The 21,757-nt window shown below is 66.7% G+C and carries 18 protein-coding genes, 1 tRNA gene and 2 pseudogenes; 15 read left to right on the plus strand and 6 right to left on the minus strand.

What is annotated here, in order from left to right:
* The first annotated feature begins 9 nt into the window (after positions 1-9).
* From istA to ACZ45O_RS01410, 5 genes and pseudogenes are all read left to right on the plus strand, one after another.
* A complete protein-coding gene (istA, locus tag ACZ45O_RS01390) occupies positions 10-1,503 on the plus strand; it encodes an IS21 family transposase (RefSeq protein ID WP_464857611.1) in 1,494 nt (497 codons plus the stop codon).
* Positions 1,500-2,273 carry an IS21-like element helper ATPase IstB gene (istB, locus tag ACZ45O_RS01395; RefSeq protein ID WP_011196820.1) on the plus strand — a complete coding sequence of 258 codons (774 nt, stop codon included), beginning with the start codon at positions 1,500-1,502 and terminating at the stop codon, positions 2,271-2,273. Before istA ends, istB begins: the two co-directional genes overlap by 4 nt.
* Positions 2,274-2,402: 129 nt before the next feature.
* A pseudogene (locus ACZ45O_RS01400) lies at positions 2,403-2,759 on the plus strand (transposase); the annotation flags it as partial.
* Between the two features lie 430 nt (positions 2,760-3,189).
* Complete coding sequence (locus ACZ45O_RS01405) at positions 3,190-3,696, plus strand: hypothetical protein (protein WP_209468309.1); 507 nt, start codon at positions 3,190-3,192, stop codon at positions 3,694-3,696.
* Positions 3,697-3,791: 95 nt separating this feature from the next.
* Positions 3,792-4,769 (plus strand): annotated as a pseudogene (locus tag ACZ45O_RS01410) (transposase); the annotation flags it as partial.
* Between the two features lie 184 nt (positions 4,770-4,953).
* On the opposite strand, the gene ACZ45O_RS01415 reads toward ACZ45O_RS01410, so the two are convergent.
* Together ACZ45O_RS01415 and ACZ45O_RS01420 are read right to left on the minus strand one after the other, a co-directional pair.
* Positions 4,954-5,030, minus strand: a tRNA-Arg gene (locus tag ACZ45O_RS01415).
* 59 nt (positions 5,031-5,089) lie between these two features.
* A complete protein-coding gene (locus tag ACZ45O_RS01420; RefSeq protein ID WP_464855189.1) occupies positions 5,090-5,395 on the minus strand; it encodes a hypothetical protein in 306 nt (101 codons plus the stop codon).
* Between the two features lie 97 nt (positions 5,396-5,492).
* On the opposite strand from ACZ45O_RS01420, the gene ACZ45O_RS01425 reads away from it, so the two are divergent.
* Positions 5,493-6,221: an arylesterase gene (locus ACZ45O_RS01425; protein WP_464855190.1), complete on the plus strand. Its 729-nt coding sequence runs from the start codon at positions 5,493-5,495 to the stop codon at positions 6,219-6,221.
* On the opposite strand, the gene ACZ45O_RS01430 is transcribed toward ACZ45O_RS01425, so the two are convergent.
* Positions 6,175-7,338 (minus strand): sensor histidine kinase, encoded by a 1,164-nt coding sequence (locus tag ACZ45O_RS01430; RefSeq protein WP_464855191.1) that lies wholly within the window; start codon positions 7,336-7,338, stop codon positions 6,175-6,177. The genes ACZ45O_RS01425 and ACZ45O_RS01430 overlap by 47 nt on opposite strands.
* Positions 7,339-7,446: 108 nt before the next feature.
* On the opposite strand from ACZ45O_RS01430, the gene ACZ45O_RS01435 reads away from it, so the two are divergent.
* A complete protein-coding gene (locus ACZ45O_RS01435; protein ID WP_464855192.1) occupies positions 7,447-8,058 on the plus strand; it encodes a response regulator transcription factor in 612 nt (203 codons plus the stop codon).
* Between the two features lie 11 nt (positions 8,059-8,069).
* Positions 8,070-8,984, plus strand: a complete 915-nt coding sequence (gene uvsE, locus ACZ45O_RS01440) for a UV DNA damage repair endonuclease UvsE (RefSeq protein WP_464855193.1) — start codon at positions 8,070-8,072, stop codon at positions 8,982-8,984.
* A 38-nt stretch (positions 8,985-9,022) separates the two neighbouring features.
* On the opposite strand, the gene ACZ45O_RS01445 is transcribed toward uvsE, so the two are convergent.
* Positions 9,023-9,730 carry a hypothetical protein gene (locus ACZ45O_RS01445; RefSeq protein ID WP_464855194.1) on the minus strand — a complete coding sequence of 236 codons (708 nt, stop codon included), beginning with the start codon at positions 9,728-9,730 and terminating at the stop codon, positions 9,023-9,025.
* Between the two features lie 189 nt (positions 9,731-9,919).
* Here ACZ45O_RS01445 and ACZ45O_RS01450 point away from each other — a divergent pair, with 189 nt between their 5' ends.
* The 3 genes from ACZ45O_RS01450 (at position 9,920) to ACZ45O_RS01460 (ending at position 12,922) form a co-directional block, all read left to right on the plus strand.
* Entirely contained in the window at positions 9,920-11,872 is a 1,953-nt protein-coding gene (locus ACZ45O_RS01450) for an AMP-binding protein (RefSeq protein WP_464855195.1), read from the plus strand.
* Positions 11,873-12,069: 197 nt separating this feature from the next.
* Positions 12,070-12,561: a methylated-DNA--[protein]-cysteine S-methyltransferase gene (locus ACZ45O_RS01455; protein WP_464855196.1), complete on the plus strand. Its 492-nt coding sequence runs from the start codon at positions 12,070-12,072 to the stop codon at positions 12,559-12,561.
* Positions 12,562-12,718: 157 nt separating this feature from the next.
* On the plus strand, positions 12,719-12,922 hold the full coding sequence (locus ACZ45O_RS01460) for a hypothetical protein (protein WP_464857613.1): 204 nt from the start codon (positions 12,719-12,721) through the stop codon (positions 12,920-12,922).
* A 72-nt stretch (positions 12,923-12,994) separates the two neighbouring features.
* Here the strand turns inward: ACZ45O_RS01460 and hcp are convergent, their stop codons facing one another.
* Positions 12,995-14,281, minus strand: a complete 1,287-nt coding sequence (gene hcp / locus ACZ45O_RS01465; protein ID WP_464855197.1) for a hydroxylamine reductase — start codon at positions 14,279-14,281, stop codon at positions 12,995-12,997.
* A gap of 388 nt (positions 14,282-14,669) precedes the next feature.
* On the opposite strand from hcp, the gene ACZ45O_RS01470 reads away from it, so the two are divergent.
* The 4 genes from ACZ45O_RS01470 (at position 14,670) to dinB (ending at position 20,717) form a co-directional block, all read left to right on the plus strand.
* A complete protein-coding gene (locus ACZ45O_RS01470; RefSeq protein ID WP_464855198.1) occupies positions 14,670-16,889 on the plus strand; it encodes an SH3 domain-containing protein in 2,220 nt (739 codons plus the stop codon).
* A gap of 100 nt (positions 16,890-16,989) precedes the next feature.
* Positions 16,990-18,183, plus strand: coding sequence for a pyridoxal phosphate-dependent aminotransferase (locus ACZ45O_RS01475; protein ID WP_464855199.1), 1,194 nt, complete (start codon positions 16,990-16,992; stop codon positions 18,181-18,183).
* Between the two features lie 93 nt (positions 18,184-18,276).
* The gene (murD, locus tag ACZ45O_RS01480; protein WP_464855200.1) at positions 18,277-19,635 is read left to right on the plus strand and encodes a UDP-N-acetylmuramoyl-L-alanine--D-glutamate ligase; all 1,359 of its coding nucleotides are present in this window, start codon (positions 18,277-18,279) and stop codon (positions 19,633-19,635) included.
* Positions 19,632-20,717 carry a DNA polymerase IV gene (dinB, locus tag ACZ45O_RS01485; protein ID WP_464855201.1) on the plus strand — a complete coding sequence of 362 codons (1,086 nt, stop codon included), beginning with the start codon at positions 19,632-19,634 and terminating at the stop codon, positions 20,715-20,717. The genes murD and dinB overlap by 4 nt, the downstream gene beginning before the upstream one ends.
* Positions 20,718-20,936: 219 nt before the next feature.
* On the opposite strand, the gene ACZ45O_RS01490 is transcribed toward dinB, so the two are convergent.
* Positions 20,937-21,719 carry an alpha/beta fold hydrolase gene (locus tag ACZ45O_RS01490; protein WP_464855202.1) on the minus strand — a complete coding sequence of 261 codons (783 nt, stop codon included), beginning with the start codon at positions 21,717-21,719 and terminating at the stop codon, positions 20,937-20,939.
* Positions 21,720-21,757 lie beyond the last annotated feature (38 nt).

The following is a 21,757-nucleotide window of genomic DNA, read 5'->3' on the forward strand; positions in this document are numbered from 1 at the left end:
AAGATCGAGATGGCTCATGTTGAGCGTATCAGATGGCTCCTTCATGTGGAAGGGAAATCGCAGCGACAGGTGGCGAAGGCGCTCGGAATCTCTCGGAAAACAGTCGCCAAGTACGCACAGCTGACTGAAATCCCGCGATACCAGCGGCAGAAACCGGCTCAGCCCGTGGTGCTGACCCCGGAGTTTCAGGCAGAGATCGAGCGGCGACTCGCGGAAGACGAGATTTTGCCCCGTAAACAACGGTGGACCGGAAGGACTATCTACGAGGACCTGGTTGCCCTGGGCTACCAGGGCAGCGAACCTACCGTCCGGCGTTACATCGCCAAGATCCGGAAGCTGAAGCGAGTGCAGCCGGCCTTCATCCCCCTCGCCCACGACCCCGGTGAGAGCATCGAGGTGGATTGGGGTGAGGCGGTAGTGGTCCTCGACGGTGCAGAAGTCACAGTCCAGATCCTGTGTGTCCGCTTACGTTGGAGCGGCATGCCGGTTGTGATTGCGTATCCGACTCAGCGGCAGGAAGCCATGTTCGACGGCCTCCGGCGGGCGCTGGAGCGCTTGAGCGGAGTTCCCCGCCGTATGACCCTGGACAACCTGAAGCAGGCGGTGAAACGAATCCTGGAAGGCCGCAACCGGGAAGAGCAGGATGCCTTCCTGAGCTTCCGCACCCACTACCTCATCGACAGCAACTTCTGCAACCCGGCTTCCGGTAACGAGAAAGGCTCGGTAGAGAATCTGGTCGGTCTCGCCCAGCGTTACATCGTCGGGCCACACCGGGAAGCCAGAACCTGGGACGAACTCAACGCCATTCTGTGGCAGCGGTGCCTGGAGTATGCCAGGCGTATCCCCCAGGGCTCGACGCAGTCCATCCTGGAGCGCTGGGAGGAGGAGAAGAAGTACCTGCGCCCTCTCCCTGCCCGGCCATTCGATTGCTGCAAGGTGGCGCTGGTTTCCAGCAACAAGGTGTCCTGCGTGACGTTCGAGACCTGCCGCTACTCCGTACCGGTTCAGTATGCGAACCGGCCACTGCAAGTGCGGGCCTACTGGGACCGGATCGACATTTACGCCGGGCAGGAGAAGATTGCCAGTCATCTCCGTTGCTACGAGCGCAACCGGGAGATCCTCGCTCTGGACCACTACCTGGAACTCCTTCACGTAAAGCCAGGGGCGCTGGAGCAGGCGAAGCCCTACCGGATGGCGCAGCTTCCGCCCGTTTACCACCAGTTCCGGGCCGAGATGCAGGCGCAGGGCCGCAGTGACCGGGAGTTCATCGAGATCCTCATGCTGCACCGCGCCTATTCGGTTTCAGAGGTAAGTACCGCTCTGGAGCTGGCCCTGGCCCAGCGAACGGCTTGCTACACGGCTGTCAAGCAACTCCTTGCTGTTCAGCCGGATCTTGGAGCCGAGGCATCGACCTCCACCGCCGGGGAACTGGCCGGCATTCGGGTCCAGCAACCCTCACTGGCCGAGTACAACCGGCTCCTGAAAGGGGGTGTGGTGCATTGAGCCAGGAACTCCTGCTGGACTACTACCTGAAGCGCCTGAAACTCCCCACAGTCCGGCGGCTGTACAAGGAGCTGGCGCGGGATGCAGCAGAGCACAACAAGACATTTGAGGAGTACCTACAAGCGCTCATGGAACAGGAGGTGATCCATCGGGAAGACAACCAACTCCAGCGCCGTCTCAAGGCTGCCGGCTTCCCTGTTCCCAAAACACTGGAGTCCTTCGACTTCACGGTCATGCCGTCCGTGAACAAGGCCAAGATCCTGGCGCTGAGCAAGAGTGAGTACATCCGGGATCGGGAAAACATCCTCCTTGTTGGAAACAGCGGGACAGGTAAGACTCACCTAGCTACAGCACTCGGCATCGCAGCGTGCCGGCAGGGCTACCGGGTTCGCTTCTGGCGCGTGGGCCAGTTCGTTGCCGAACTGCAGGAGGCGCAGAACGAGCACCGCCTCAGCCGCCTCGAAAAGCAGTGGCTACGGTTCGACCTCGTCGTGCTGGACGAGCTTGGCTATGTGTCCCTCAGCCGCCCGGCCAGTGAACTGCTCTTCCACTTTGTCGCCGCACGGTACGAGCGGGGCAGCCTGATCATCACGACGAACCTGGAATTCTCGGAATGGCCGCAGGTGTTCGGGGACCAGAAGATGACAGCAGCGTTGGCAGACCGTGTGACTCACAAGGCCCACATCATCGAGATGAATGGGGAGTCGTACCGGTTCCGTGAGACCCTTCGACGGCAGGAAGCTTTGAAGCACCACCCGGAAACACCGTAAGCCCCGCAGGTATAAACTGGCAACCCGCCAACTGGAAACCGCAATGGAAGCAAAAACAGCCCTGTAGGGCTGTCAGGTGGCTCACTTTTGGATGATCAAAGTGGCTCCCAATCTCTTGATCAAACACATGCAGGGTACTTCAGTGAGCAAAACGTTCAGTGGCTCTTGCAGCGGCGAATCAATCCCTACATTCCTCCGGAGAAGCAGCGGCACAGCGAACGTCGCCGTGCGAAATCACCACGCGGCCCGATTCCCAAGGGAGCAACGCTTCGGGATCGGATGCGGCGGAAACTGCAGCTAAAGCGACACGCCGAGCGCTACCGAAAGCGAGAGCAGAGCATTGAGCCGGTCTTCGGGCAGATCAAGGAGGCTCGTGGTTTCCGGCAGTTCCATCTCCGTGGACTGGAAGCAGTCAACGGGGAATGGCTTCTTGTGTGCCTTTGCCACAATCTCTTGAAGCTCTACGCTTTCAGCCAGGCCGGATAGACCCGAAATCTGCCTTCAGACAGCGCATGAAGAAGTAGGCACGATCGTTGATATCCAATCATTGGGAGTCTGCCCCTATCTCACGTGCGGTTACCCGGACAGGCTCCTAGGCAAATTAGCGACAGCCCAACGAAACCGTATGTCGACGATCCGAAGTATACGGATCCGGTCGAGAAGAAGTGCAAGAACGACTATTGCGGTGACTTTAAGAATAACGACCCTTCTAACTGGGCTGCGCGAACATCGTGGTAACCCAGATGGATCTGTTTCAACAGAATGCTCTGCTGGAACAGATCCTTACTATCTTCCTGGTGACCGGCACGTGCTCTCCTCTTCGCTCTCTGGCCTTACAAATACCCACGCGTACCGCGGGTTCTTGGGTATCCGTCTGCCTTCTCTACTCGTTATAGGAAGACGGGAGGGATTCAAAGTGGCTTTCCGCAAGCGGTTCTACCTGTTGCTACTTGTGCTGACTATCCTCTTGAGCGGTTGCACAAACTCAGAGGCAACCGACGGCCGCAATGTGTCTAGTGTGGAATCTGATCAATCAGAACACACCACCTCTGAGCACTCTATTCCGCCCGGCGTTTTCCATGCGTTAGCAAAGTACACGTTTTATGAGTTCAAGCAGGGCCGGATTCCGACTGATCTCATCTGGGCTGAGTCAGACAAAACCTACGCCTTCTTTGTTGGCCGTGAAGAACAGTTGCAACGTAGTTCCGTATTATGGGATGATGTCCAATTCGATTCCATCTTGGATTGGTTTCGAGCCCATCCTGACACAGATGTCAAATCCATTGAGATGTCGCCCGGGTCAACAGATAAGCGGGTTGTCATGAACATCGAGAGTTCCGATGGATTTTATGCCCGAGTGTCGTTTGTGGACTACGAATTGCGTGCATTCTTCATCTTTGAAGATCCGATTCCTTGGGAATAGTGTCATTGCCCTTCAGCGAACGGTATGGGCTAGGAGCCTGTCTGAGTAAGCCAGTTCTGTAGGAGCAAAAGGGTTGGGTGTCCAATGTCTTCAGCATGAGCAAGAAGGCGTATCGACCGTATGAGCCCAATCAGCTGTTGCTGCTGCCCCCTGCCCTGCAGGACTGGCTTCCGCATGACCATTTCGCTTACTTCCTGAGTGATGTCGTGGACTCACTCGATTTAAGCCAAATCGAACAGACGTACGAGCGAGAGCTACGAGGTTACCCACCGTACCATCCGCGGATGATGGTCAAGGTGCTGCTGTACGCCTACTGCAACGGCGTCTACTCCTCTCGCAAGATCGAACGCCGGCTGCAGGAGGACGTAGCCTTCCGCGTCCTTGCGGCCAACAACCAGCCCGACTTCCGGACGATCAGCGATTTCCGGAAGCGGCATCTAAAGGCCCTCTCCGACCTGTTCCTGCAAGTGGTCAAGATCTGCAAGAAGGCCGGACTGGTTCGCCTGGGACCGCAGCAGCCGACCGTCTTCGCGCCGGATGAAGCCCGGCGAATCCTTGAAGCTGCCCAGGAGGAGAGGCTGCACGCTTCGTTTGTGATAGCGATATATCTCGGGCTGCGAATCGGGGAACTGCTGGCGCTGGAATGGGGCGATGTGGATTGGGACGAGAAGACGATCACCATACGTCGGCAATTCAACGATGCCAACGGCAAGCTGATCCGGCAGGACTTCCCGAAAACGAAGTCCGGTTACCGAACACTCGACATGCCTGACGCTGTTGTCGCCGCCCTTCGCAAGTGGCGAGTGGAGCAGGCCAAGGAAAGGCTCCTAGTGGGCGAAGCCTGGGTGGAACCGAACTTGATCTTCACGACGCAGATAGGCACCCCTTACTTGCCCAACAACTGGCGGAAGAGGGACTATCGAAGGGTCTTGGAACGGGCCGGCGTTCCCTATCGCAAGCCGCACGCCCTGCGCCATACAGCGATCACGGCGATGGGAGCAGCCGGGCTTCCTGCGAGGACCGCGCAGGAGCTGGCCGGGCACAGTAATATCGGTGTAACATTAGGAATTTACTCGCATGTTTTTCGAGACGACAAGCGGGCAGCGGCGAAGGCACTCGACCAGTTCTGGGGGAACACGAAAGAAAGCCGGGGAAGTTAATCCCCGGCCTTCTCTTTGGCTGAAGTCTACTCCTGACACGTTCCTGACAGAAGCCTTGTTCCTATCAGTCGTCAATCGCTCCAGCCCTTGTGCTGTCTGGCGCGCCCGGGAGGACTCGAACCCCCGACCAACAGTTTAGGAAACTGCTGCTCTATCCTACTGAGCTACGGGCGCATGTGACTCATCCATTATACGGGCTCAACCGCATCTGTGTCAACTGTAGCAGCGCGGTGTCAGAACCTGCCGCGCCGCCTGGGGTCGTTGTCCACCAGGTTGCGGTCGTAGATGCCCAGGCCCGGTCCGTCCGGAGTCATCACCCAGTCGATGATCACGCCGTCCAGCATCCGGAGGGCGTGCGCATCGGCCTCCACCGGCACGCCGTTGACCACCATGGTCGAGAGGCCGCGCGGCACCAGGGTGAGCCGCCACTCGCCGCCGGTCACCGCCGGATCCGCGACGATCGAGAGCGCCAGGTTGCCGCCCCGCTCCTGCATGATCTGGTTCAGCTTCTGGGCCGCCTGGGGCGTGAACGTGAACACCGGTCTCACCGCCTCGTGATGACATGTTTCGCCACGCGGCACGCGATTTCCTCATGGACACCCTAAACATGACGAGAGAAAAAGGGGGGAGACGCCCGTGCGCCGCGCCCCGGTGTGGGCTCTGGTTGTGGCCGCGCTCGCGGCGCTGGTGCTCGTGCAGGTCCAGCGGCCCCGGCCGGAGCCGCAGTCCTCGTTTCAGGCGCCGGCGGCGGAGATGGCCAGGGACGCGCTGCCGGAGGTGCGGACGCCGGACCCGACGGTCGACCGGACCGGCTGGCCGGTGATCGTGGCCTTCGGCGACAGCCTGACGGCGGGGCACGGCGTCGAGCCCGACCAGAGCTACCCGAGCCAGCTCCAGGCGGTCCTGGACGGGCGGGGATACCGCTACCGGGTGGTGAACGCCGGCGTCTCGGGGGAGCTGACTGCGGGCGGTCTCAGCCGGGTGGACGCCGTGCTGGCCCACGGGCCCGAGATCGTCATCCTGGAGCTGGGCGCCAACGACGGCATGCAGGCGCGGCCCGTGGACGAGGTGCGGGCCAACCTCGCCGGCATCATCGCCCAGCTGCAGGAGGCGGGGGTGACCGTGGTGCTGGCAGGCATGCGGGCGCCGCCCAATCACGGCAGCGACTACGAGGAGGCCTTCGCCAGGGTCTACCCGGAGCTCGCGGCGGAGTACGGCGCGCCGCTCATCCCGTTCTTTCTGGAGGGCGTGGCCGGCTCGCCCTACCTGAACCAGCGCGACGGCATCCACCCCACCGCGCAGGGGTATGCCATCGTGGTCAGAACCGTTCTTGCAGTGCTGGAGCCGCTGCTGCAGCAGCCCTGAGCGGCAGTTCGGCGGTCACGCTGGTGCCCCGGCCCGGCTGCGCCTGCACCGTTACCTTTCCGCCGAAGGCGGCGGCCCGCTCCTGCATCCCGGTGATCCCCCGGCCCGGGCGCCCGGGCCGGCCGTGGCCGTCGTCCCGCAGGGTGAGCCGCACCCGGTCCTCGCCCAGCTCCAGGCGGACCCAGACCCGGCTGGCGTCGGCGTGCTTGGCGCAGTTGTTCAGGGCCTCCTGCTGGATGCGGTAGAGCGCCACCGCCATATCCGCCGGCGGCTCCGGTCCGGGGCTGAGCTCGTAGGAGACCTCCACGCCGTGCTCCTCGCCCCAGTCGGTGAGGTAGGCGCGCAGGCCCTCCGCCAGCCCCATCTGCTCCAGCAGGTGCGGGTGCAGGTTCTCCATGAGCCGCCGCAGCTCGGCGTGGGCGCGGCGCAGCGAATCGGCCGCCTCCTCCACGTGGGTGCGGCAGCGGTCGAGGTCGGACTGCCGGGCGGCAATCTCCAGCCGCCTGAGCGGCGCGATGATGCCCGTGCCCAGCCAGTCGTGAATATCGTTGGCGATGAGCCGCCGCTCGGCATCGCGCGCCTGGACCAGCTCGCTCACCCGGCTCTGGGCCAGGGCGACCGCCCGCGCGTGCGACTGGCGCTCGCGGGCGGTGGACCGGTCGACCACGTACGCCACCAGGAAGATCGTGCCGATGCGCATGAAGAGCAGTCCCCAGTCCAGCGGCGCGCCGAAGGGGTTGAGGAAGAGGTAGATCAGCCCGTAGGCGGTGACGTTGACCCCGAGCAGGATGTACGGCGCCACCCTTCTCAGCACCACCGGGGCGGTGAGCGACATCAGGATGTAGGCGGGCCAGACCTCGGAGCCCCGCCCGCCGGTAACCACCACCATCGCGGTCAGAAGCACCGACCACACGATGCAGTCGTACCAGAGGAGGTGCGGCCAGCCGCGGCTGCGCAGCCAGAGCTCCAGGAAGGCGGCGGCCGCGGAGAGGGCGAAGACGGTGATGACCGGCGGTGTGAGCAGTTCGGGCCGCCGCTCGGCGAGCAGGTAGATGACCACCAGCGCGCCCCAGGCGATCTGCGCCTTGTTCTCCACCGGAACGTCGGACCAGCGCATGGTCTGGTTGACCCCCTCATGTTAATATGATGTTCAGAACCATTTTACCGCTGTTCTGACGGCAGTCGGACGCGCGGCCTGCGCGGGCAGGCTGCAGGAGGTGGACGCATGAAGCTGCGGATCCTGCTGGTGGAAGACCAGACCGTGGTGCGTGAGGGGCTCAGGCAGCTCATCGAGAGCGACGCCGACATGCAGGTCGTCGGCGAGGCCGCCGCGGTGGGCGAGGCGGTGGCCCTGGCCGAAAGGCTGCGGCCGGATGTCATCCTGCTGGACCTGAAGCTGGCGGACGGCAGCGGGCTCGACGCTGCACGCCAGATGCTGCAGGGCAGCGACCCGCCGGCCGTCGTCGTGCTCTCCACCTACGCCGACGCGGCCCTGGTCCGGTCGGCCCTGGCGATGGGCGCCAGCGGATACATCCCCAAGACCGCCTCCTTCGCCGAGATCGCCTCCGCGGTGCGCACCGCGGCCCAGGGCGGGGTGGTCATACATCCCTCGCTGGCCGGGAAGCTGGCGGGCAGGGGGGAGGAGGCGCTCCGGGAGGAGGAGATCGCCATGCTCCGGATGCTGGCCGAAGGGGCATCCTACGCGGAGATCGGCAACCGGCTCTACCTGAGCGAGCGCACCGTCCGCCGGCACATGAACCTGCTCTTCGACAAGATGGGCGTGCAGAACCGCACGCAGGCGGTGGCGGAGGCGATGCGCCGCGGACTCCTGAACTAGGAGGATGGTTCTTGGTCCTTCGGCTGGGCTACGTCGGCATCAACCTCACGCTTCAGGGCCGCAAGGGCGGGCCGCGCCTGCGGTCCATTAGCGCGAAGCGGCTGGAGCCGATGCCTCCCCGCGAGCGGAGGCCGCTGCTCTACCAGGTGGCCCGCAGCAACCTGAAGACCCTGGAGGCGGTGCTCCGCTGGAACCACGAGCAGGGCATCCGCCTCTTCCGCATTACCTCGGACCTGGTGCCGCTGGCGACCCACCCGGTGGCGGCCGAATGGGACTGGGAGGCCGACCTGGCCGCCGACTTCGCCCAGGTCGCCAGGCTCGCCCGGGAAACGGGCATCCGCCTCACCCTGCATCCGGGCCAGTTCGTGGTGCTGAACGCCCCGGACCCGGCCGTGGTGGCCAAGTCGATGCAGGACCTGAGTTACCACGCCCGCATTCTCGAGCTGCTGGAGCTCGGCCCGGAGTCGGGGCTCGTCCTGCACATCGGCGGCGGGTACGGCGACCGGGCCGCCGCTGCCCGCCGCTTCGTCGCCAACTTCCACCGGCTGGAGCCGCGCATCGCCGGGCGGCTCTGGGTGGAGAACGACGACACGACCTGGGAGACCGAGGCGGTGCTCGCCATTGCCCGGGAGATTCGGCGCCCGATGGTCTTTGACCTGCACCACCACCGGGTCCTCAGGGAGGACGACTGGCTCCCCTGGCTGGAGCGGATTCTGCCCACCTGGGAGGGCGTGCGGCCCAAGCTGCACTTCTCTTCGCCGCGGGACGGCCGCCGTTCCCGCCACCATGCCGACTACATCGATCCGGCGGATTTCCGGTCGTTTGCCCACCGGGTACCCGACCTGGAGGCCGATGTGATGCTGGAGTGCAAGATGAAGGACAAGGCCCTGCTGGCCCTCCGGGAAGCGGTGCCGGGGCTGAAGTAGACAGAAAGGCCCGGGACGGGGAAACCCCCTCCCGGGCCTCACGATTCCGGCATGGCGATGGTCAGATTCAGCAGCCCCGATTCCGCGCTGAACGAGCGGATCTCGATGCGCCGGCCCAGGGCCTGGGAGATCATGTCGCTGATCGGCAGGACAAAGGCCGCCTGCCGGGCGTCGTATCCTCGCCACTCCGGCCGAATCAGATGGCCGGCCAGCCGGATCAGCCCCGGCGACACGGGCACCCTCCCCAGGTAGGCGCGGGTGATGCGGAAGTGGATGACGCCGGTCTCCGCGACCTCGGGCGCCAGTCTGAGCCGGAGTCCGACGGGCCCCGCGAGCCGCCGGGGAACCCGGTCGGCCGGCGGCTGCAGCACCGCCTCCACCAGGATCGCCCCGTCGTCCACCCCGCCGCGCACCCGCGCCAGCGGGCCCTCCGGCGAGCCGCCGCTCAGCAGCGCCGAGGAGAGCATGCCGCTCACCTCGGCCGCGTTCAGGCTGAGGTGCACATCGCCCTCCGTCCAGAAGGCGGCGGACTGGGCCCGGATCTGCGTGGCCACGGTCACGTACGCCTCGGTTCCGCCGGGGCCCTGCTCGAAGTCGGCCACCGGGGCCAGGAGCCCCGGCGCGCTCCACCAGAGCAGCAGCAGCGTGGTACAGAGGAGAGCCAGAGCGGGGCGCACGAAGGAGACCCCGCGGGAAACTCTGCGCCGCCGCTCCTGCGCAGCCGCGGTGGTGGCCTGCAGTGTCATGGCATCGACTCCGTTTCACGAGTTAAGTATACACATTAATTATATGGCCTTATAAGCTAAGGGTTCAACGTACAGACCCTGGTTCTCGTACGCCTCCCTTCCCCGGCGAAAAACATTGTGTATCCTGTAGGAATTCGCGGCAGAGCGCAAAAATTGTTTATGTAAGACTTGGGGGAGGTAGGTGAGCGGATGTCGGATTACGTTTGGCAGCCCGATGAGGCCTGGCTGACGAACTCCCGCATCGCGCGGTTCATCGCCGCCTGCGGCGTCGCCGGCCTGAAGGAGCTGCAGGACCGTGCGGCGGCCGATCCGGCCTGGTTCTGGGGGGAGGCCGTGAAGGACATCGGCATCGAGTGGTACGAGCCGCCGCAGCAGATCCTGGACATCTCTCAGGGTGTGCAGTGGGCCACCTGGTTCCGGGGGGCGCGCATGAACCTGGCCCACGAAGCCGTCGACAAGCACCTGAAGGCACGGCCGCATCAGTTGGCTGTTATCTATGAGGGTGAGGAGGGGACGGTCCGCACCTGGAGCTACCGGCAGCTCTGGGCGGAGTCGAGCCGGCTCGCAGCCGCCCTGCGCGGGCTGGGGATCGGGCGGGGCGACCGGGTCGGCATCATGCTGCCGCTCATCCCCGAGGCGGTGGCGGCCATGATGGCCCTGGCGCGGCTGGGCGCCATCTTCACCCCAATCTTCTCCGGCTTCGCGCCGGGGGGAGCCGCGAGCCGGCTGGCCGACTGCGAGGCGAAGCTCCTGATCACAGCAGACGGCTTCTACCGGAGGGGCAGGCTGGTCAATCTGAAGGCGGTGGCGGACGACGCGGCGGCGCAGGCGCCCTCGGTGAAGCACATGCTGGTGGTGCGGCGCACCGGCGCCGACGTGGCCTGGTCCCCGGAGCGGGACCGCTGGTACCATGAGCTGGTCGCCGGCCAGCCGGCCCGCTTTGAGACGGAGCCGATGGATCCGGAAGACCCCTGCATGATCATCTACACCTCGGGCACCACCGGCCGGCCGAAGGGCGCCGTGCACGTGCACGGCGGCTTCCCGGTGAAGGCGGCGCAGGACATGGCCCACTGCTTCGACGTGGGGCCGGGCGACCTGGTCATGTGGTTCACCGACCTGGGCTGGATGATGGGGCCCTGGCTGATCTACGGGGCGCTCTTCCTGGGCGCGACGGTCTACCTGTACGACGGCGCCCCCGACTATCCGGCGCCCGACCGGCTGTGGGACATGGTCGAGCGGCACGGCATCACCCACCTGGGGCTCTCGCCCACCGTCATCCGGGCGCTCGCGCCGGCGGGCACGGAGTGGGTCACCCGCCACGACCTGTCGAGCCTGCGGGTGCTCGGCGGGACCGGCGAGCCCTGGAACCCGGAGCCCTACCGCTGGTTCGTCGAGCACGTGGGCGGCGGCCGCTGCCCGATGATCAACTACTCGGGCGGCACCGAGATTTCCGGCGGCATCCTGGGCTGTGTGCCCATCCGGCCGATCAAGGAGTGCTCCTTCAACGCCGTCGTGCCCGGCATGGCGGCCACGGTGCTGGACGAACAGGGCCGCCCCGCGCCGCCCGGGCAGGTGGGGGAGCTGGCGCTCACTGCGCCCTGGGCGGGAATGACCCGCGGCTTCTGGCGGGACCCCGAGCGCTACCTGGACGCCTACTGGCGGCGGTTCGAGGGCTTCTGGGTCCACGGCGACTGGGCGTCGGTGGACGAGGAGGGCTTCTGGTACATCCACGGCCGCTCCGACGATACCATCAACGTCGCCGGCAAACGGGTGGGGCCAGCGGAGTACGAGTCGGTGCTGGTGGGCCACCCCCAGGTGCAGGAGGCGGCGACCATCGGGGTGCCCCACCCGGTGAAGGGGCAGGCGGCCATCTGCTTCGTCGTGCCCCGGCCGGACGCCGCGCCGGACCAGGCGCTCGCCGAGGAGCTGAGGGAGCTGATCGCCCGCGAGATGGGCCGGCCTCTGCAGCCCGAGGCCGTGCTGTTCGTGGGGGCCCTGCCCAAGACGCGGAACGCCAAGATCATGCGCCGGGTGGTCCGGGCGGCTTACCTGGGCCTGGAGCTCGGCGACCTTTCGGCGCTGGAGAACCCTGAGGCGGTGGCGGAGATCCAGCGTGCCCGAGGTGCGGCGGCGTCGGGCTGAGCTGCGGCGCTGGCGAGGGTGTGCGGCGTCAGCTCAGCTCCGGTGCCTGCGAGGGAGTGCGGTCTCGGGCTGAGCTGCGGCGCCGGCGAGGGTGCGGCGTCGGCGCAGGTGCTGTGCCGGGTTGAGTCGGCTGCCCGTGTGCAGCTGTGATATCATGAGCAAAGGGCGAGACCGGCTCACGAGGGAGGGAGCAGCGTTTGCAGTACACGTGCTGTGACACCAGTTTCGGCCCCATCTACGTCGCCTGGACCGCGCACGGCATCGCCTGCCTGTCGGGCGAGGAGCGCACCGACGAGGCCTTCCGGGCGCGCTGCCGGACCTGCACCGGGCAGATCCCGGACCGCGACGACAGCCGCCGGCCCGAGCTGCAGCGGATGCTGCAGGGGTGGCTGGAGGGCGAGCCTTACCTCGGGCCGGTGGACCTGTCGTCTCTCAGCCCGTTCGCCCGTGAGGTGCTCGCCGCCTGCCGGGCCATCCCCCGGGGGGAGGTGCGCACCTACGCCCAGCTGGCGGCAGCCGTGGGCCGCCCCCGGGCCGCCCGGGCGGTGGGGAGCGCCCTGCGCCGGAACCCGGTGCCGCTCCTGATCCCCTGCCACCGCGTGCTGCGGGGGGACGGGACCATCGGCCAGTACAACATGGGCGGGCCCGAGGTGAAGCGGCGCCTGCTGGAACTGGAAGGGGTTTTCTGAGGCCGCGCGGCGGTCTTGACCCTGAAAAAACTGGGCACACTATCCGTGCGCCCGGTGGTGTCGATCTTGAATGGTTCAAGATTAAGTAGTAAGATGATCCTGGTAGATGCTTTTCCACCGGGTACCAGCAGCAGAAAGGAGCTGAGTCGCAGTGAAGATGGAGTTCGTGGAGAAGGAGCTGAAGGGCTGGGGCGAGATCATGATCGTCACCTCGGCCGGCCAGAAGTTCGAGATTCACATCGGCGACACGGAGTTCGACTACGACGAGCGGGTGATTCGGCTGAAGACCCCCAATTCGCTGTTCGTCATCGACGGCGATTCGGTGGAGAGCATCGAGAAGCACTACGGTCACCTGGACTAGTTGACCGTCGGCCACACTGCGCAACCAAACAAGCGCGAGAAGGGCGAACCCTTCTCGCGCTTGTCTTCGTTTCTAGCCCAGCAACGCCTTCAGGTCTGCCTCCGGGGTGGTGGTCAGCCGCAGGTCGAACTGCTCCTGCAGCACCTTCAGGACGTCCGGGGTGATCCAGGCGGGCGGCCTCGGGCCCAGGTAGATGCCCTTGATTCCCAGCGACAGCAAGCTCATCAGCACGGCCACGGCCTTCTGCTCCATCCACGAGAGGACGATGGAGAGCGGCAGGTCGTTGACCTCGCATTCGAAGGCCTCGGCCAGGGCCGCCGCGATCTTGATGGCGGAGATGGCGTCGTTGCACTGGCCCAGGTCGAGCAGGCGGGGAATGCCGTCGATGGCGCCGAGGTCCAGGTCGTTGAAGCGGAACTTGCCGCAGGCCAGGGTGAGGATGATGCTGTCGGACGGGGTCTGCTTGACGAACTCCCGGTAGTAGTTGCCCAGCGAACCGGGCGCATCGCAGCCGCCGACCACGAAGAAGTGCTTGATCTTACCCGCCTTCACGGCCTCCACGATCTTGTCGGCCATCGGTAGGATGTTGGTGTCCGCGTAGCCGGTGGTGAGCGTCACCTCACCGGGCTTCTCCTCGCAGTGCGGCAGTGAAAGGGCCTTCTCGATGACCGGGGTGAAGTCCCAGTTCTCGATGTGCGGCACGTCCGGCAGCCGGCTCGCGCCAACCGTGAAGATGCGGTCCTTGTAAGCGTTCAGCGGAATCTGCACGCAGTTGGAGGTGCCCACGATCGCGCCGGGGAACTCGGCGAAGAGCTTCTTCTGGTCGCACCAGGCGACGCCCAGGTTGCCCTTCAGGTGGGGGAACCGCTTCAGACCGGGGTAGGCGTGGGCCGGCAGCATCTCCGAGTGGGTGTAGATGTTGATGCCCTTGCCCTCGGTCTGCTTCAGCAACTCGTAGAGCGCCTTCATGTTGTGGCCGGTGATGACGATGGCCGGGCCGGCGAAGGTGCCGGTGGGGACCGCGGTGGGCACCATCTCGCCGAAGTGCTCGGTGTGCGCCTTCTTCAGCATGGTCATGGCGCGCAGGGTCATCTGGCCCGCCTTCATGTTGAGCTCCAGAAAGTGGTTCAGGTCGAAGCTGACGTTGGTCAGGGTGGAGTAGAGCGCCTCGGCGAAGAAGGCGTCGATCTCGGGATCGGTGTACCCGAGCTCCCGCGCGTGGTAGGCGTACGCCGCAATCCCCTTCAGGGCGTAGATCAGGTTATCCTGAAGGGCCTGGATGTTTTCGTCCTTGCCGCAGATGCCCACCTTGGTACAGCCGGTGCCGTGGGCGGTCATCTCGCACTGGTTGCAGAACACAGGACCTCAGCTCCTTCGTGAAGAGATCGCTTTTCGGTTTCCTACGTTCGCACACCGGCCGGGCCGCGGCATGTGACGTTTTTCACAGTCTACGGGAGAATGAGCCGTTGGTGTGGGGGATGGGTGCGCGCGATAGTCCTTTTGTGCCAGCAGAGCATCGGGTGGCGGACCGGAAGGAGGGCCGGTGGTGCACAGAAGAGGCTCCGGGCGTGCCGAAAGGGGACTTCCCGGCTTCAGGCGGACAAGGTTTTGGGGTGAGCCGTCGAAACATGTAAGCGATGGAACCTGACGGATTAGGCTCCGTCTATTTTGGTATAAAGCTATTGAGGAGTGTCGGGCTTTGAAGCGAGTCGCCGCCGCGGCGTTCTTGTTGGCATTTATGTCGTCTGTGTCCGCAGAGGCTGCCACCCTGCGTCCCATCGACCATGACGGCCTCAACGTCCGGTCCGGTCCGGGAACCGAGTACGCCATCGTCGGGGGGCTCGGCTACGACCAGTGGGCCACGGTGCTGGGCCGGGAGGGCGACTGGTACCGGATCAGGCTCGAAAACGGCGTGGAGGGCTGGGTGGCGGGCTGGTTCAGCCGGATCCTGCTGGAGGACGAGCTCCGCTACGCCATCGTCGACACCGACATCCTGAACGTCCGGGGGGAACCGGGGCTGGATGCCCCGGTGCTGACGCGCATCTATCAGGATCAGTACGTCCGGCTGCTGGAGATGAACCCGGAGTGGTGGCGCATCCAGCTGGACGACGGCACCGAGGGCTGGGTCTTCGCCCAGTACGTCCGCCAGGCCGAGGCCCCGCCGCCGGAGGGCGAGCCCGGCCCGGACCCCGGTGCGCTCCCGGCGCCGGACCCGGGCCTTCCGCCTGTGGCTCAGCCGCCGGCGGCGCCGCCCGGCACCGTCCCTGACCTCACGTTCCCCCCGCCTGTCCACCCGGCGCCGCATCCGGGGAAGCAGGTCTCCGTGACCCAGGAGACCGGCATCTTCGCCGGCCCCAACCACGAGGCGCGCCGCACCGACACGGTGAGGCCCGGCGAGCCGCTCCGGCTGCTGGACGCGCGGGGCGGCTGGGTGCGCGTGGCGTCGCCGCGGGACCGCTGGGGGTGGGTGCGTGGCGAACTGGTGCAGGTGGCCGACGGTTCCCTGCGCATCCGGATGGATGAGTCCGGCTGGAGCATTGAGCGGCCGGCCGTCCGGCAGCCGGCTGCCGCGGCGCTGACGGTGGGCGATGCCGTGGTGGGGGAGCACGGCGCGACCCTGCATCTCATCCCGGCGACGTCGGCGCGGGTGCTGGGCGAGCTGGCGCCCGGGGAGCCGCTGGAGATCCTGGACCGGGATTCGCACTGGGTCAAGGTGCGGCTGGCCTCGGGCCAGGTGGGCTGGACCCGGGCGGCCCATCTGGAGCAGCCGGCTCCGGCGCCTGAAGAGAGCGCGCCGGGGCCCGCTGCAGCCGACGGCGGCTTCACGGTGAGCATGCGGCAGAGCGCCCCCGGCGTCTACACGCTGGAGCTGAACGCGCCGGGTCGGCGCTACGGCGCGCCCGTGCTGCAGGACGGCGCCCTGTGGGTTCCCTTCGCCACCGGGCTGGAGGCGGAGCGGTCGATGCCGCTGCACCACCTGGGGGTTGACGAGGCCGTGCTGACCGGAGAGGGGCTCCGGCTGAAGCTCGCCGGCGAGCCCCACGTGGAGGTGGAGTCCGATCTGAACGGCACGCTGCTGATGGTCCTGCGGCCCGTCGTATCATCGGTCCGGCAGGAGACCGTCGCCGACAAGGGGGTCGTACGCTTCGGCGTGCGCGGCGCGGTGGAGCCCCGGGCGCGGGCGGAGGGCGGCCACATCATCGTGGAGTTCCCCGGCGCCGTGCTGGGGGCCGCGGAGATTCCCGCCGGCGTACAGGTCCAGGAGACCGCCGTCGGGGTGCGGGCGGTCGTGCCCAGCAACCGGCCGTATGCCCTGAAGCGGTGGGACGGCGGGTACTACCTGGTGACCTACCCGCCGGGGCTGGCGGGCAAGGTGATCATGCTGGATCCCGGCCACGGCGGCGAGGACGGCGGCGCGGTGAGCAGGGAAGTGGGCGTGGTCGAGAAGGAGGTCAACCTGCAGGTGGCCCTGCGGCTCAGGGCCCTGCTGGCGGAGCAGGGGGCGATCGTCTACATGACCCGGGCTACCGACGTGCGGGTCGCGCCCGAGTCCTTCCTGAACAGCGTGAACGGCGAGCCCCGCGACCAGCTGGACCTGCAGTACCGGACCATGCTGGCCAATGAGCTGGGCGTCGACCTGTTCCTCTCCATCCACCACAACGCCGGCGAGCGGATTTCACAGGGCACCGAAGTCTACTACACCGGCCGGGCCCTCAACGGGGAGCGCTCCCTGGAGCTGGCCACGCTGCTGCAGCAGGAGCTGGTGGGGGCCCTGGGCACCCGGGACCGCGGCGTCTTCGACGACACCTTCTTCGTGACCCGCAACACCCTGGCGCCGGCCGCGCTGCTGGAGCTGGCGTTCGCCAACAACCCCGCGGAGGGCCCCCGCACCAAGGACCCGGCCTTCCAGGAGGCGGCCGCGCAGGCCATCGTGCGGGCCCTGGAGCGGTTCTACGCCGAGCGGTAGCTTCCCTGCAGTGCTTTCCAGCACTGCAGAAGAGGTGTATACTGCCTACTGAGGTATGCATACCCAGTAAGCAGGCCCAGCCGAGAGGAGTGGAAGCACCATGCGTCTGTCCGCCCGTGCCAGAACGCTCACGCCGTCGCCGACCATGGCGATCGACGCCAAGTCGAAACAGATGTTGGCCGAGGGCATAGACGTCGTCAACTTCTCGGTGGGGGAACCCGACTTCGACACGCCGGAGTCGATCAAGGCCGCAGGCATCGCCGCCATCCAACAGGGAAAGACCAAGTACACCCCTGCCGCAGGCACCCTGGAGTTGCGCAAGGCCATCTGTGAGAAGCTGGAGCGGGACAACGGCCTCCGGTACCGGCCCGAGGAGATCGTGGTCTCCAACGGCGGCAAGCAGTCGCTCTACAACGCCTATCAGGTACTGCTGGATCCCGGCGAAGAGGTGATCATCCAGGCGCCGTACTGGGTCTCGTATCCGGAGATCGTGCGTCTGGCCGGAGGTGTGCCGGTGGTGGTGGAGACCGACGAGTCCACCGGCTTCCGCATGACGGCCGACATGATCCGGGAGAAGCTGACCACCCGCACCCGGGTCATCAACCTGAACAGCCCCAGCAATCCCACCGGGGCCGTCCTCTCCCGCAAGGAACTGGAGGAGATCGCGGCCCTGGCCGTGGAGCACGACCTGATGATCGTCACCGACGAGATCTACGAGAAGCTGCTGTACGACGGCGCCGAGCACGTTTCGATCGCGTCGTTCGGCGAGGAGGTCAGGCGGCGCACGATCACGGTGAACGGCCTCTCCAAGGCCTACGCCATGACCGGCTGGCGCATGGGTTACACCGCCTCGGAGGCCGTCTTCGCCAAGGCGATGGCCGCCCTGCAGTCGCAGTCGACCTCGGGCCCCTCGTCGATCTCCCAGGCAGCGGCCGTGGAGGCGCTGAGGGGCAGCCAGGAGCCCGTGGAGCAGATGCGGCAGGAGTTCGACCGCCGGCGCAGGCACATGATGGAGCGGCTGAACCGGCTGCCGGGCTTCTCGGTGAAGGTGGCGCCCGAGGGGGCGTTCTACCTGTTCCCCAACGTGTCGGCCCTCTTCGGCGAGACCATCGCCGGCCGCAAGATCACGTCGGCTGACGACCTGGCGGGGGTCATCCTGGAGCGGGCGCACGTGGGCGTCGTGCCCGGCACGGGCTTCGGCGCTCCCAACTACATCCGCTTCTCCTACGCCACATCCATGGAGCGCATCGACGAGGGGCTGGACCGCATCGAGCGGCTGCTGAACGAGGGATAGAGGAGCAGGCGGCCCGACTGCCGGTGGACGGGCAGAGGGCCGCCTGAGCGTCGGCTGAAGGACAGAGGAGCGCACGGCAGGAGGTTGGCCGGAGTGAAGCTGCAGGAACGCGCGGTCGTCGTGGGAATCGGAATTTCCAACCTGGCGCTGATTCGGTACCTGGTGAAGCGGGGCGTCCGCGTCACCGCCTGCGACCGCCGCCCGGCCGGCCAGCTCGGCGACCGCGCGGCTGAGCTCGCGCGGCTCGGGGTCCCGCTGGTGACCGGAGAGCAGTACCTGGCGCCTCTGGCCGACCACGACCTCATCTTCCTGACCCCCGGCATGCCGAAGCACCTGCCGGAGATCGAGGCCGCCCGCCGGCGGGGGGCGACGATTTCCGGCGAGATCGGCCTGGTGCTCGACCTCTGCCGGGCGCCGGTGATCGGCGTGACGGGCAGCGCCGGGAAGACCACCACGACGACCCTGATCGGCGAGATCATGCGGGCCGCCGGCCGCGAGACCTACGTGGGCGGGAACATCGGCACGGTGCTGATCGAGAAGGCGGAGGCGATTCCGCCGGAAGCGGCGGTGGTGCTCGAGCTCTCCTCCTTCCAGCTGCAGCTGGTGCACCGCTCGCCGCAGATCGCGGTGGTGACCAACATCAGCCCGAACCACCTGGACGTGCACGCCAGCATGGAGGAGTACGTGGAGGCCAAGAAGGCGATCTTCCGCCGGCAGTCGGAGACCGACTGGCTGGTGCTCAACGCGGACGACCCGCAGGTCGCCGCCTTTGCCCGGGAGGCGCGCAGCCGGGTGGTGCTGTTCAGCCGCCGGGGCGACCCCGGGGGCCGCGACGCGGCGTTCGTGCGGGATGACCAGGTGGTCTGGCGGCGAAACGGCCGGGAGCTGCCGACCCTGCTGCTGGAGGAGATCAAGCTGCCGGGGCTGCACAACCAGGCGAACATCCTGGCTGCCATGGCGGCCTGCTACCTGGCCGGCGCGCCCCTCTCGGCGGTGCGCGAGGTGATGACGCAGTTCACCGGCGTGGAGCACCGCATCGAGCCGGTGCGGACCCTGGACGGTGTGAAATGGTACAATGATTCCAAGGCCACGTCGCCCGCGGAGGCGGTGGCCGCCCTGTCCACCCTGCCCGCGCCGATCGTGCTGATCGCCGGCGGGTCGGACAAGGGCATCCCCTTCGACCCCATTGCGCCCCTGGTGGCCGAGAAGGTCAAAACCCTGATCCTGATGGGGCCCACCGCCCCCAAGATCGAGGAGGCGGTGCGCAGGGGGGGCTACGCCGGGCCGATCCAGCGCGCCGCCGGCATGGACGAGGCGGTGGCCCTGGCCCGCGCCGCCGCTGCGCCGGGCGACTGTGTGCTGCTCTCGCCCGCCTGCGCGTCCTTCGACGCCTACCGGAATTTCGAGGAACGGGGGCGCCACTTCAAATCGCTGGTGGAGGCGTTGCAGTGAGAACGGACCTCTGGGTGATTCACCTGGATATGGACGCGTTCTTCGCCTCGGTGGAGCAGCGGGATAACCCGCGGCTCCGGGGAAAGCCCGTCATCGTGGGGGGCTCCCCCAGTTCCCGGGGCGTCGTCTCGACGTGCTCCTACGAAGCGCGCCGCTTCGGGGTCCGCTCCGCCATGCCCTCCCGGGAGGCCCTGCGGCTCTGCCCGCAGGCCGTTTTCATCCGGCCGAACCACGCCAAGTACGCCGCGGTGGGCCGCCAGGTGCGGGCGATCATGCGCCGGTTCACCGACGTGATTCAGCCGCTCTCGATCGACGAGGCGTTCCTGGACGTGTCGGGGCAGGACGCCGTGAAGGTGGCGCGGGAGCTGAAGGAGGCCATCCGGTCTGAGCTGCAGCTCACCGGCTCCGCCGGCGTCTCCTACTGCAAGTTCATGGCCAAGCTGGCCTCAGACATGCAGAAGCCGGACGGGCTGACCGTCATCACCTGGGAGCGGGCGCAGGAGCTGCTGCCGACGCTGCCGGTGCGCAAGCTCTGGGGCGTGGGGCCTGCCAGCGAGCAGGCCCTGAACGCGCTGGGCATCTACACCTGCGGCGATCTGCTGGCCTACGACCCCGACACCCTGCGCAAGCACTTCGGCAAGCGGGCCGACGAGCTGCGCATGCTCGCGCAGGGCATCGACCCCCGCCCGGTGGTGCCGCACCGCGAGGCCAAGTCCATCGGCGAGGAGAACACGTTCCCGGTGGACCAGACGGACCGGGAGTACCTGAACCAGCTGCTGGAGCGGTACGCGGACCACCTGTCCGCGGAGCTGAAGCGGCAGGGGATGGCCGCCCGCACGGTGACGGTGAAGATCAAGTGGAACGTCTTCGTGGAGGGCGGTCCCCGGGGCGGCGACTTCCTCCAGATCACCCGGAGCCAGACCCTGCCCATGCCCACCAACGACGCCCGCACGATTGGGCGGGTGGCCCGCGAGATCTTCGCCCGGGTGGAGTGGGAGGGGCGGAAGGTGCGCCTGCTGGGGCTCTCGGTGCACAACCTGGTGAAGAAGGGCGAGCTGTTCCAGGCGCATCTGCCGATTTAACCCAGTTGTCTGAGCCGGGCGCACCATGCTGCGGTTCCATCAGTCTCGGGGGGATCAGGCGGCGCTGCCGCCTCGACTGTATCAAGACTGAGGCGAGTGTATCATCTGAGCCACTGAACACATGCAAGGCTGGTGCTTGTTATGCACCAGCCTTGCACGTCGCGCGTGGCACCCCTGCAACAGGGGCAGCAGGGGCCGGCCTGAGCGCCGCGACCGTGCTCATCCCCGCTCCAGGAACGCCCGGATGATCCGGTTCGTCTCCTCCGGCGCGTCCTGGTTGGCATTGTGCCGGGCTTCGGGGATCACGTGCAGCGCGACGCCCTCGCTCCGGCCCCAGGCCGTCATCGCCTTCTTGATGTTCCCCGTCCGGTCGTGCTCGCCGAGGATCAGCAGGGTGCGGTCGGGGTAGCGCAGCTCGGGCCTGCACTGCACGAAGTCGGAGACGCGCACCATCACGTTGCAGAAGCGGGCCTTGCCCATGCGCCGCAGGCACGCCCGCACGTACTCCTGCACCTCAGGCCGGTGGGAGCACGCCCTGGCCGACGCGTCCACCAGCCATGCGAACGGCGTGAGCCGCAGCAGGGGCCCCGCCAGGGCCAGGCTGGCCGCCTCAAGCGCCGACAGCCGCTGGTTGTTGCGCGTCGCGTCGATCACCACCAGGGCCTCGACCCGGTCGGGGCGGCGCAGGGCGACCTCCTGCGCCAGGTTGCCGCCCATCGACTGGCCGATCAGGGTCGCGCGGTGCAGCCCCTCCCGGTCCATGACGGCCAACAGGTCCTCGACCAGCAGGTCCGCGGAAAAGCCCTCCACGCCCGCAGACCGCCCGTGGCCGCGGGCGTCCCAGGCGTAGAGGGCGTAGTCCTGATCGAATGCCCGATACTGCTCTGCGAACATGCGGTGGTCCAGCCCGGCGCCGTGGAGGAAGAAGAGGGGCCGGCCGGACCTGCCGTTGGTGAAGTAATACAAGGTACCGCCTTGGACTGTGAGGGTCCGCTCCTGCATCGGGTGCACCTCCCGTGCTTCCACCCAGCTGCTTCCGT

The sequence above is a fragment of the Symbiobacterium turbinis genome (genome assembly GCF_055383075.1).